The organism is Burkholderia sp. Ac-20344 (genome assembly GCF_017104975.1).
In the GTDB taxonomy this organism is placed as follows: domain Bacteria; phylum Pseudomonadota; class Gammaproteobacteria; order Burkholderiales; family Burkholderiaceae; genus Burkholderia.
Genome location: NZ_JAAGPP010000224.1, coordinates 1 through 10413 on the forward strand (window position 1 = coordinate 1; position 10413 = coordinate 10413).

The following is a 10413-nucleotide window of genomic DNA, read 5'->3' on the forward strand; positions in this document are numbered from 1 at the left end:
TGTCGGCGTCGCGACGCAGCGCGACGCCTTGTCCGGGCAACTGGCGAGCGTGCTCGCGGCCACCCACCGCGTGAGCTGGAAGCTGCTCGCGCGCACCGGCCTGACCACGCAGGAACTCGTCGACTGGCTCGCCACCGAGCCGGCCGAGCCGTTCAACGTGGCCGTCACGTCGCTCGGCGTCAACGACGTGACGGGCGGCGTGCCGCCGGCCCGCTGGCAGGCGCAGCAGGCCGAGCTCGTCCGGCTGCTCGCCGCACGCTTCCGGATCGGGCACGCGATCCTGTCGGCGGTGCCGCCGATGGAGCGCTTTCCGGCGCTGCCGCAGCCGCTCGCGTGGTATCTCGGGCTGCGCGCGAAGCGGCTCAACACGGCGCTTGCCGGGTGGGCCGCCACGCAGCCGCACTGTACGTTCCTGCGCGTCGAGCTGCCGCTCCAGCGCCACCTGATGGCTACCGACGGCTTCCACCCCGGCGAAGCCGCCTGCGCCGTGTGGGCCGCGCAGGTCGCCGCCGCCGTGCGGCAGCAGGCAGCCCCATGACGCGGCACGGCGCCCGTGCGCCGGCCGTTCACCGCGCGGGCCGGCAGGCAACCCCGCGTGTACGGCACGCCGGGGCGCGCAAAATGCCGGCTTTCCTTGCGCAACCGCCGCATCGCACCGCGCGTTTCGCCCGAACGCGCCGGTGCAACGGGCAACGTCATGCCAAAATAGCCGGTCGTCTTCGCGCCGTCTCGGCGCACCATCCTTTAGTTTCCTTCGCAGCCAGGGATTGCCATGTCGTCATTGCTCAGGATTGGTTTGATGGGTTTCGGTTTCGCCGGCGCGACGTTCCACGCGCCCGTGATCGCCACGAGCGGCCGTACTGAAGTTGCCGCGATCGCGACGGGTCAGCCCGATCGCGCGCAGGCTGCGTATCCGGGCGCGCGCGTCGTCCCCGATCTCGACACGCTGCTCGGCCTCGACGACATCGAATGCGTGGTGATCGCCACGCCGAACGACACGCACTTCGCGCTCGCGCGCCAGGTGCTCGAAGCCGGCCGCCACGTGGTCGTCGACAAACCCGTCACGCTCACCGCCGATGAAGCGCTCGCGCTCGCGCGGCTCGCGAACGCGCGCAGCCGGCTGTTCGCGCCGTTCCACAACCGCCGCTGGGACGGCGATTTCCTCACCGTGCGCCGCATCGTCGATTCGGGCGAGCTCGGGCGGCTGACCTATTTCGCGTCGCACTTCGACCGCTTCCGGCCGACGCCGCGCACGCGCTGGCGCGAGGAGCCCGCCCGCGGCGGCGGCCTGCTGCTCGACCTCGGCCCGCACCTGATCGACCAGGCGCTCGTGCTGTTCGGCCTGCCGGAAACGGTGAGCGCGACCGTCAAGACGCGCCGTGACAACGGCGCGGCGCCCGATTTCGTGCACCTGCAGCTCGGCTATCCGGACAAGGACGTCGCGCTGCATGCGAGCGCGCTGTCGGCGATCGAACCGGCGCGCTTCACGCTGCACGGCACGCGCGGCAGCTACCAGAAGTTCGGGCTCGACACGCAGGAGGACCAGCTCAAGGCCGGCCTCACCGCGGACGACGTCGAATTCGGCGGCGGCAACCCGCCCGGCCTGCTGCGCGAGCTCGACGGCGAAGTCGAGGTCGAGCGCCCCGTGCCGACGCTCGACGGCCAGTACGCGGAGTTCTATCGCACGCTCGCCGCGTCGATCCGCGACGGCGCGCCGTTCCCCGTCACCGCGCAGGATGCCGTCGACGTGATGACGATCATCGAGCTTGCCGCGCAGAGCGAGCACGACGGCCGCCGGCTGCCGTTCGTGCGCCGCACGATCTGACACCGCGCCGGCCGCTGGCGGCCGGCCGGCGTACCCGCATCCGGATCAGCCGGAACATTCGGTTACAAATGCCGGGGGAACGAAAGTCAGCGTCCGACCGGTCTGACGCGTTTCTCAAAAAAGTCGATCCGACACCAATCCGTCAGGAGAATGTTGATGCAACGGTTGATTCGCGCGGCAGCGTGCTGCGTCCTGGTTTCCTCGCTTGCGGCCTGTATCGTGCAGCCGCAGCAGCCGGTCCGCCCGGCGCCCCCGCCGCGGCCGAATCCGCAGGTCGTCGCGAACGAGCGGATGCAGCAGATCCAGGGCCGGATCGACAACCTGCATCGCCGCATCGATGCGCGCGTGAACGGCGGCTACTACCCGCCGCCGTACGGCGCGCAGCTTCATCACCGCCTCGACGTGATCCGCCAGGAAGCGAACGACATGTCCGCGCAGCACAGCGGCGGCCTGTCCGGCGACGAGCAGCGCGTGCTGAACCAGGAACTCGACACGGCCGCGCGCGCGATCGGCGAGTAACGCACTGGCGCCCGCCGGTGTGGAAAAAGCGGCGGCACCGCTTGTCGCCGGCCGCCGCCGCTTGTCGCGAAGCGACATTCTTTTGCTCAAATTGACAAGGCTCACCCGCTCGCGTACAGTCGCCCGCACGCGTCGGGAGAGCGTGTAACCGTGCTGTTCCAGCACCGGTTGCGCCGCCGAAGGGGCACACCCGCAAACTCTCAGGCAAAAGGACCGACCGCGTCGGGGAATCCCGTCCGCGCATTGCGCGGGCCACACTCTCCCCGCACTCTGGAGAGCGGCAGTAGCCCGCAGCGCATCGGCTGCGCGGGCAAGCTGCCCACCGAAGGGGCGCGCGTTCGCCAGGCCTGGCCGGCAGCGCAATCTCTCAGGTATCGAGGACAGAGGGGCATGTACCGGATCGCTCGCAGGCCGTCGGCCGCGGTGGTCGGCACATGGCCGTTCTGATCCGCGCGCAAGCGCCTTGCCTGAGGCCTCGATGACTGCACTGAATCACACCCCGCTCAACGCCGCGCACCGCGCGCTCAATGCCCGCATGGTCGACTTCGGCGGCTGGGACATGCCCGTCAACTACGGCTCGCAGATCGAAGAACATGAAGCCGTGCGCACCGATGCCGGCATGTTCGATGTGTCGCACATGTGCGTCGTCGATTTCACCGGCAGCCGCGTGCGCGCATTCTTCGAGCATGCGATCGCGAACAACGTCGGCAAGCTCAAGACGCCCGGCAAGGCACTCTACTCGTGCCTGCTCAATCCGCAGGGCGGCGTCATCGACGACCTGATCGTCTACTACTTCACCGAAGAATTCTTCCGCGTCGTCGTCAACGCCGGCACGGCCGAGAAAGACATCGCGTGGTTCAACCAGCTGAACGAGCAAGGCGGCTTCGGCGTCACGATCGCGCCGCGCCGCGATTTCGCGATCGTCGCCGTACAGGGCCCGAACGCCCGCGAAAAAGCCTGGTCGACCGTGCCCTCCGCGCGTGCCGCAACGAGCGAGCTGAAGCCGTTCAACGCCGCGCAGGTCGCCGGCACGCCGTTCGGCGATCTCACCGTCGCGCGCACCGGCTATACCGGTGAAGACGGCTTCGAAGTGATCGTCCCGGCCGTGCACGTCGAAGCGTTGTGGAACGCGCTGCAGCAAAACGGCGTGCGCCCGTGCGGGCTTGGCGCGCGCGACACGCTGCGCCTCGAGGCCGGCATGAACCTGTACGGCCAGGACATGGACGACACCGTCTCGCCGCTCGACGCGGGCCTCGCGTGGACGGTCGACCTCTCCGCGCCGCGCGACTTCGTCGGCCGCGCCGCACTGGAATCCAACGGCACCCGCGCCGCATTCGTCGGCCTGATCCTGCAGAAGGAAAACGGCAAGGCGGGCGGCGTGCTGCGCGCGCACCAGAAGGTCGTCACGCCGCACGGCGAAGGCGAGATCACGAGCGGCACGTTCTCGCCGTCGATGCAGGAATCGATCGCGTTCGCACGCGTGCCGGCGGCCGTCCAGATCGGCGACCTGGTCCAGGTGCAAATTCGAGACAAGAATCTTCCCGCGCGCGTGGTAAAACTGCCGTTCGTGCGCAACGGCAAGGTCCTCGCTGCGTAACGGCCGGGAGGCCCGCCTCCCGGGAAGCCGGGAGATGGCGCCCGGCGCAACACCACACCCGGCGCGCCCCGGCGGCGCGCCAGCAGAACGAACACACCCTTTTATCCAGGAGCATCCGATGAGCAACGTCCCGGCCGATCTGAAATACACCGACGAACACGAGTGGGTCCGCACCGAAGCCGACGGCACGCTGACGGTCGGCATCACCGATCACGCGCAGAGCACGCTCGGCGACATCGTCTTCCTCGAACTGCCGGAAGTCGGCAAGTCGGTCTCGGCAGGCGACGCCGTCGGCGTCGTCGAATCGGTGAAGGCTGCCTCCGACATCTATTCGCCGGTGTCCGGCGAGATCATCGCCGCCAACACGGAAGCCACCGACGCCCCGGAAGGCGTGAACAGCGACGCGTACGGCGTGTGGCTCTTCAAGATCAAGCTCGCGGCCGGCGCATCGACCGACAAGCTGATCGACGCCGACGCCTACAGCAAGCTGATCGACTAACTCTCCCCCGAACCGCACGGGGCCGGTCAGCCGCCCTGCCCCGTGCGGAACCCGAGCCGGCGCCCACGCGCCCGCTCGGGCCGACTGCAAAGGATGGGGCCCGAGTCAGCGCCCAAGCGCCCACTCCGGCCGACCAAGGAACGCCATGAAGCTCGAACACCCGGACCGCCTGATGAACCGCACGCCCCTCTCGCTCGCCGCGCTCGAAACGCACGATGCGTTCGCCGAACGCCACATCGGCCCCGACGCCGCCAGCCAGCAGGCCATGCTCGACACGCTCGGCTTCGCGTCGCGCGCCGCCCTGATCGAGGCCGTGATCCCGGCCTCGATCCGCCGCGTCGAAACGCTGCCGCTCGGCCCGTTCGCGCAGCCGAAGAGCGAGGCCGAAGCCCTCGCCGCACTGCGGGTTCTCGCGGACAAGAACCAGGTGTTCCGTTCGTATATCGGTCAGGGTTACCACGACACGCACACGCCGGCCGTGATCCTGCGCAACGTGCTCGAAAACCCGGCGTGGTACACGGCCTACACGCCGTACCAGCCCGAAATTTCCCAGGGCCGCCTCGAGGCGCTCCTGAACTTCCAGCAGATGGTGGCCGACCTGACGGGCCTCGCGATCTCGAACGCGTCGCTGCTCGATGAAGCCACCGCCGCGGCCGAAGCGATGACGCTGCTGCAGCGCACCGGCAAGCCGGCGTCGAACGTGTTCTACGTCGCCGACGACGTGCTGCCGCAAACGCTCGAAGTGATCCGCACGCGCGCGCTGCCGGTCGGCATCGAGGTCAAGACGGGCCCGGCGGCCGACGCTGCTCAATCGAATGCATTCGGCGTGCTGCTGCAGTACCCGGGCGTGAACGGCGACGTGCGCGACTACCGCGCGCTCACCGAAGCGATCCACGCGGCCGGCGGCCACGTGGTCGTCGCGGCCGACCTGCTCGCGCTGACCGTGCTCACGCCGCCCGGCGACTGGGGCGCGGACGTCGCGATCGGCAACACGCAGCGCTTCGGCGTGCCGATGGGCTTCGGCGGCCCGCACGCCGCGTATCTCGCGGTGCGTGACGAATTCAAGCGCCAGATGCCGGGCCGCCTCGTCGGCGTGACGGTCGACGCGCAGGGCAAGCCCGCGCTGCGCCTCGCGCTGCAGACGCGCGAACAGCACATCCGCCGCGAGAAGGCGACGTCGAACGTGTGTACCGCGCAGGCGCTGCTCGCGATCATGGCCAGCATGTATGCGGTCTACCACGGCCCGCACGGCCTGAAGACGATCGCGCTGCGCGTGAACCGCATCGCGGCGCTGCTCGCCGCCGGCGTGAAGCAGCTCGGCTTCGCGACCGTCAACGACACGTTCTTCGACACGCTGACGATCGACACCGGCGCGCGCACCGCGCAGGTTCACGAATTCGCGAAGGCGAAGCGCATCAACCTGCGCCGCGTGAGCGACACGCAAGTCGGCGTATCGGTCGACGAAACGACGACGCGCGACGACCTCGCCGATCTCCTCGCCGTGTTCGCGCAGGCCGCGGGCGGCACCGCACCGTCCGTCGACGCGCTGGACGCGGGCGCAGCCGGCGTCGCCGCGCTGCCGGCCGGCCTCGAGCGCACGAGCGCGTACCTGACGCACCACGTGTTCAACCGCCACCATTCCGAAACCGAAATGCTGCGCTACCTGCGCAGCCTGTCGGACAAGGATCTCGCGCTCGACCGCTCGATGATCCCGCTCGGCTCGTGCACGATGAAGCTGAACGCGACGTCGGAAATGCTGCCCGTCACGTGGCCCGAATTCGGCGGCATCCACCCGTTCGCACCGGCCGACCAGACCGTCGGCTACCGCGAGATGATCGGCCAGCTCGAGCAGATGCTCGTCGCGGCCACCGGCTACGCGGCCGTGTCGCTGCAGCCGAACGCGGGCTCGCAGGGCGAGTACGCGGGCCTGCTGATCATCCACGCTTACCACGCATCGCGCGGCGAAGCCCACCGCGACGTGTGCCTGATCCCGGCGTCCGCGCACGGCACGAACCCGGCATCCGCGCACATGGCCGGGATGAAGGTCGTGGTCGTTGCATGCGACGCGCAGGGCAACGTCGACATCGCTGATCTCAAGGCGAAGGCCGACGAGCACGCGAAGGATCTCGCGGCGATCATGATCACGTATCCGTCGACGCACGGCGTGTTCGAGCAGAACGTCCGCGAGATCTGCGAGATCGTCCACGCGCACGGCGGCCAGGTGTACGTCGACGGCGCGAACATGAACGCGATGGTCGGCCTGACCGCGCCGGGCCAGTTCGGCGGCGACGTGTCGCACCTGAACCTGCACAAGACCTTCTGCATCCCGCACGGCGGTGGCGGCCCGGGCGTCGGCCCGGTCGCGGTCGGCGCGCACCTCGCGAAGTTCCTGCCGAACCAGCGTTCGACCGGCTACACGCGCGAAGAAGACGGCATCGGTGCGGTATCGGCCGCGCCGTACGGCTCGGCGTCGATCCTGCCGATCTCGTGGATGTACATCGCGATGATGGGCGCGAAGAACCTGACCGCCGCGACGGAAACCGCGATCCTCAACGCGAACTACATCGCGAAGCGCCTCGCGCCGCACTACCCGGTGCTGTATTCGGGCCCGGGCGGGCTGGTTGCGCACGAGTGCATTCTCGACCTGCGTCCGATCAAGGAATCGAGCGGCATCACCGTCGACGACGTCGCGAAGCGCCTGATGGACTACGGCTTCCACGCGCCGACGATGAGCTTCCCGGTACCGGGCACGCTGATGGTCGAGCCGACCGAATCGGAATCGCAGGAAGAACTCGACCGCTTCATCGCCGCGATGATCGCGATCCGCGACGAAATCCGTGCGGTCGAGGAGGGCCGCGCCGACCGCGAGGACAACCCGCTGCGTCACGCCCCGCACACGGCGGCCGTCGTCACCGCGAACGAATGGCCGCACGCGTACTCGCGCGAGCAGGCCGCGTACCCGGTCGCGTCGCTCGGCACGAACAAGTACTGGCCGCCGGTCGGCCGTGCGGACAACGTCTACGGCGACCGCAACCTGTTCTGCTCGTGCGTGCCGATGTCGGAATACGCATAACGCGCGCCAGGCCAGGAGCCGTCCGATGGTGACCGCACCGCACGCAACCCGGGGTTGCGTGCGGTTTTTTTGTTCGCCGCTCGAACCGGTTCACGTTCGCCCGCCAATCCGGCTAACATCACACGCGATCCAGCCAATGAAGGAGTTCCGCATGGTGCGTCCGATGTTTCCGGGCCATGGTGCAACGCAAAGGCGGCCGCACGCGCGCCGCTACGTGCCGATGCTCGTCGCGTCGCTGTCGTTTGCCGCCGCCGGTCTCGGCGCGTCCGCCAGCGCGCGCGCGGCAATGAATTTCTGCGCGGCGCCGGCACTGCAGGCGAGCGAGACGACACAGGCCGAGCCGGGCGTCCAGGCGCTGATCCGCAGCGTCGACGCGCGCATCGGCGAGCAGCCGAAGGCGATGGCGCGCGTGCACACCGAGGGCACGCTGCCGCACGAAGGCATCTACGACCAGAGCGCCGACGCGCTGAAGGACATGGAGCTGATGCGCGACGCCGCGCTCGCGTGGCGCGTGACGAATGCGCCGCGCGACCTGCAGCTCGTCGACCGCTTCCTGTCCGCGTGGGTCGCGACCTACCAGCCGAGCTTCAACCCGATCGACGAGACGCGCTTCGACAGCCTGATCGTTGCGTACGACATGACGGCGAGCGCGCTGCCGGTGAAGACCCGCAACGCAACGGCCGCGTTCATCGCGAAGCTCGGCGCCGGCTATGTCGCGCAGATCGACGCGCAGAAGCGCCCGCTCACCGGCACCTGGCGCAACAACTGGCAGAGCCACCGGATCAAGCTGATCGCGCTGTCCGCGTTCACGCTCGGCGACCGCAAGATGATGAACGCCGCGCAGCGGCTGTTCGTCGAACATCTCGCCGACAACATCGGCCCGGACGGCAAGACGTGGGACTTCGAGGAACGCGATGCGCTGCATTACGCGGTCTACGATCTGCAGCCGCTGGTCACGGCCGCGCTCGCCGCGCGCCGCTTCAACCGCAACTGGCTGCGCGAGCGGGGCGTGAACGGCGCGACGCTCGCGGCCGCGCTCGACTGGCTCGTGCCGTACGCGCTCGGCGAGAAGACGCACGAGGAATTCGTGAATTCGCCGGTGCCGTTCGACGCGAAGCGCCGCGAGGCCGGCCTGCCGGGCTACACGGGGCAGTGGGACCCGAAAAACGCCACCGAACTCTTTCATCTGGCCGCGCGGCTCGACGGGCGCTACGCCCGCGTCGCACAGCAACTTTCCCCAACGCCGCCCGCATGGCTCGCCGCGTGCCTGCCATTGCAGGCGCGCTAGCATTATTCTTATAGCAAGGCAGGAATCGAAATGGCAGTCAGCGTCTTTGACCTATTCAAGATCGGTATCGGTCCGTCCAGTTCGCATACGGTCGGGCCGATGCGCGCGGCGCTGATGTTCGTCCAGGGCCTCGAACGCGACGGGCAGCTCGATGCAACGGCCCACGTGAAGGTCGAGTTGTACGGCTCGCTCGGCGCGACCGGCAAGGGCCACGGCACCGACCGCGGCGTGATGCTCGGCCTGCTCGGCGACGCGCCCGACACCGTCGATCCAGACACGATCGACGCGCGGCTGGAGGACGTCCGCAAATCGAAGAAGCTCGCGTTGCTCGGCACGCATCCTGTGCCGTTCGTGCTGAAGGAGAACATCGCGTTCTACCGCCAGGCGCTGCCCGAGCATCCGAACGGGATGAAACTGCGCGCGACCGACGCGAACGGCGCGGTGCTGGTCGAGCGCACCTACCTGTCGGTCGGCGGCGGCTTCGTCGTGACGGCCGGCGCACCGAACACGAAGGTGCTAAGCGCGGCCGAGCAGATGACGCACCCGTTCCGCACCGGCGCCGAGCTGCTCGCGCTGACCGAGTCGACCGGCAAGTCGATCGCGCAGCTGATGTGGGAAAACGAGCGCGCGTGGCACACCGAGGAAGAGACGCGCGACGGCCTGCTGAAGATCTGGGCCGTGATGCAGTCGTGCGTGTCGCGCGGCTGCGGAATCGGCAACCCGGATGCCGACGGCAACCTGCCCGGCCCGTTCCAGGTCAAGCGCCGCGCGCCGCAGCTGTACCGCACGCTGACGGGCAGCCCGGAGCGTGCGCTGCAGGATCCGCTGTCGATGATCGACTGGATCAACCTGTACGCGATCGCGGTCAACGAGGAAAACGCGGCCGGCGGCCGCGTCGTCACCGCACCGACCAACGGTGCGGCCGGCATCATCCCGGCCGTGCTGCACTACTACACGCGCTTCACGCCCGGTGCGAACGAACAGGGCGTGATCGACTTCCTGCTGACGGCCGCCGCGATCGGCATTCTTTACAAGCTCAACGCGTCGATCTCCGGTGCGGAAGTCGGCTGCCAGGGCGAAGTGGGCGTCGCGTGCTCGATGGCGGCCGGCGCGCTTGCGGCCGTGCTCGGCGGCACGCCGCAGCAGGTCGAGAACGCGGCCGAGATCGGGATGGAACACAACCTCGGCCTCACCTGCGACCCGGTCGGCGGGATGGTGCAGATCCCGTGCATCGAGCGCAACGCGATGGCGTCGGTGAAGGCAGTCAACGCGGCGCGCATGGCGCTGCGCGGCGACGGCTCGCACTACGTGTCGCTCGACTCGGTGATCAAGACGATGCGCGAGACGGGCGCCGACATGAAGACGAAGTACAAGGAAACGTCGCGCGGCGGGTTGGCGGTGAATATCGTCGAGTGCTGATGCCGAACCCGGCGGTGACGCGGGGTGGATCGATACCCTGCGTTGCCGGCTGACATGACGCCCGACGCTAGACACTATGACTCTCGTGAGGCAAAGGCTGGCCTGCCGTGAGGAATCAGACGCGGGTTAGCATTGCTGCCAGAGCCGCACGGTGCGGACAGGGCCGCACCCGGCGATTTCCGGCACGGAGGCC

The 10413-nt window shown here is 68.8% G+C and carries 8 protein-coding genes and 2 riboswitches; all 8 genes read left to right on the forward strand.

What is annotated here, in order from left to right; translation table 11 throughout:
* Positions 1-538: SGNH/GDSL hydrolase family protein (locus tag G3N64_RS36315; RefSeq protein ID WP_205788455.1), on the forward strand; the 538-nt coding region annotated here is incomplete at its 5' end.
* Between the two features lie 234 nt (positions 539-772).
* On the forward strand, positions 773-1825 hold the full coding sequence (locus tag G3N64_RS36320; protein ID WP_205788456.1) for an oxidoreductase: 1053 nt from the start codon (positions 773-775) through the stop codon (positions 1823-1825).
* Between the two features lie 156 nt (positions 1826-1981).
* Complete coding sequence (locus G3N64_RS36325) at positions 1982-2344, forward strand: hypothetical protein (RefSeq protein WP_027788671.1); 363 nt, start codon at positions 1982-1984, stop codon at positions 2342-2344.
* Positions 2345-2467: 123 nt separating this feature from the next.
* A riboswitch (glycine riboswitch) is annotated at positions 2468-2571 on the forward strand.
* Between the two features lie 33 nt (positions 2572-2604).
* Positions 2605-2738, forward strand: a riboswitch (glycine riboswitch).
* A gap of 84 nt (positions 2739-2822) precedes the next feature.
* Complete coding sequence (gcvT, locus tag G3N64_RS36330) at positions 2823-3941, forward strand: glycine cleavage system aminomethyltransferase GcvT (RefSeq protein ID WP_205788457.1); 1119 nt, start codon at positions 2823-2825, stop codon at positions 3939-3941.
* Between the two features lie 118 nt (positions 3942-4059).
* Complete coding sequence (gcvH, locus tag G3N64_RS36335; RefSeq protein WP_205788458.1) at positions 4060-4440, forward strand: glycine cleavage system protein GcvH; 381 nt, start codon at positions 4060-4062, stop codon at positions 4438-4440.
* A gap of 145 nt (positions 4441-4585) precedes the next feature.
* On the forward strand, positions 4586-7513 hold the full coding sequence (gene gcvP, locus G3N64_RS36340; RefSeq protein WP_205788459.1) for an aminomethyl-transferring glycine dehydrogenase: 2928 nt from the start codon (positions 4586-4588) through the stop codon (positions 7511-7513).
* 151 nt (positions 7514-7664) lie between these two features.
* Positions 7665-8801, forward strand: coding sequence for an alginate lyase family protein (locus G3N64_RS36345; RefSeq protein WP_205788460.1), 1137 nt, complete (start codon positions 7665-7667; stop codon positions 8799-8801).
* A gap of 30 nt (positions 8802-8831) precedes the next feature.
* Positions 8832-10220, forward strand: coding sequence for an L-serine ammonia-lyase (locus tag G3N64_RS36350; protein WP_205788461.1), 1389 nt, complete (start codon positions 8832-8834; stop codon positions 10218-10220).
* Positions 10221-10413: the final 193 nt, after the last annotated feature.

Bases quoted from the DNA above. Each gene is read 5' to 3' on its own strand.
- G3N64_RS36320 (WP_205788456.1), top strand. From the start codon at position 773: ATGTCGTCATTGCTCAGGATTGGTTTGATGGGTTTCGGTTTCGCCGGC.
- G3N64_RS36325 (WP_027788671.1), top strand. From the start codon at position 1,982: ATGCAACGGTTGATTCGCGCGGCAGCGTGCTGCGTCCTGGTTTCCTCG.
- gcvT (WP_205788457.1), top strand. From the start codon at position 2,823: ATGACTGCACTGAATCACACCCCGCTCAACGCCGCGCACCGCGCGCTC.
- gcvH (WP_205788458.1), top strand. From the start codon at position 4,060: ATGAGCAACGTCCCGGCCGATCTGAAATACACCGACGAACACGAGTGG.
- gcvP (WP_205788459.1), top strand. From the start codon at position 4,586: ATGAAGCTCGAACACCCGGACCGCCTGATGAACCGCACGCCCCTCTCG.
- G3N64_RS36345 (WP_205788460.1), top strand. From the start codon at position 7,665: ATGGTGCGTCCGATGTTTCCGGGCCATGGTGCAACGCAAAGGCGGCCG.
- G3N64_RS36350 (WP_205788461.1), top strand. From the start codon at position 8,832: ATGGCAGTCAGCGTCTTTGACCTATTCAAGATCGGTATCGGTCCGTCC.